1 protein-coding gene is annotated in these 970 nt (G+C 39.4%); it reads right to left on the bottom strand.

The window, feature by feature from the left end; genetic code table 11:
• Positions 1-2: 2 nt before the first annotated feature.
• A complete protein-coding gene (locus tag BW716_RS35005) occupies positions 3-899 on the bottom strand; it encodes an IS1595 family transposase (RefSeq protein WP_083730670.1) in 897 nt (298 codons plus the stop codon).
• Positions 900-970: the final 71 nt, after the last annotated feature.

A 970-nucleotide genomic window follows, 5' to 3' on the forward strand; every position in this document is an offset into this window, starting at 1 on the left:
AATTACCCATTTAGCTCTCGTAAAGTTAAAAATAAAGGAGCAGCAGCAACCATCCTGGATAAAAGTTTGTGCATTATACTGCCCAAATGATTTCTTCTGTTAAATCGGAAATGAAATTCATTTAAGTATGCCTGCATATGATTCTCAGAAACACGATGATGAATGCCTCTTAACCAACCTTTAAAATTCATGATATGAGTATGTAAATGAGGGAAATTTTTGCCATTACCGGATTCTACCTGCTCCAATCGTGGAAATATATTCTTTAGAGGAGCATAAGCTGCCCAGCCATCTGTCACTACCCGTGATTTTTTATCGATGTGTTTTTCCATAAATGGCTGAAACGATGTAGAGCTGTAATCCTCTATGCATTGGGCATACGCTCTGCCAGTCTTTCTATTTCGGCATACTTTTTCAACTGCTATCAGGATAATTTTTCGATCTCCTTTAGCCCGACCTTGATTCCCTTCTTCCTTGCCACCAATCACAAATTCATCTACCTCTACACGACCTTGTAATGGAAACTGTTCACTACTTTGCATGCCCTCCTGCACTTTGCGCTTAAAATACCAGGCACTTGTTTGACGGATGCCATATTCCCTGCTTATTTCGCAACTTGACATCCCCTTTTTACTTACACTCAAACGGAAACAAATCTGAAAAGCTGTCAGCAAACTGAATTTTACTTTATGAAACAATGTCCCTGCTGTCGGAGACTCATTATAATTGCAAGCCTGACAACGTCTATCAAGCCACCTTTTACCTTTCCACCACATTTCTCCACCACACTTCTTACAACGAAACCCTTGCTGCCACTTCAACTCTGCAAGGTATTGTAAACACGATTCTTCATCTGGAAAATGTCTTTGAAAACTTTCAATTGTGACGCCCTTAAACATAGTTTTTTTTATAAAGCTATGATAGCACTACGCCGTATATTTGCGTAACGACCCGTAAATGGGTAATTCTA

It is taken from the genome of [Flexibacter] sp. ATCC 35208, from assembly GCF_001975825.1.
Taxonomy (GTDB): Bacteria; Bacteroidota; Bacteroidia; order Chitinophagales; family Chitinophagaceae; genus Chitinophaga.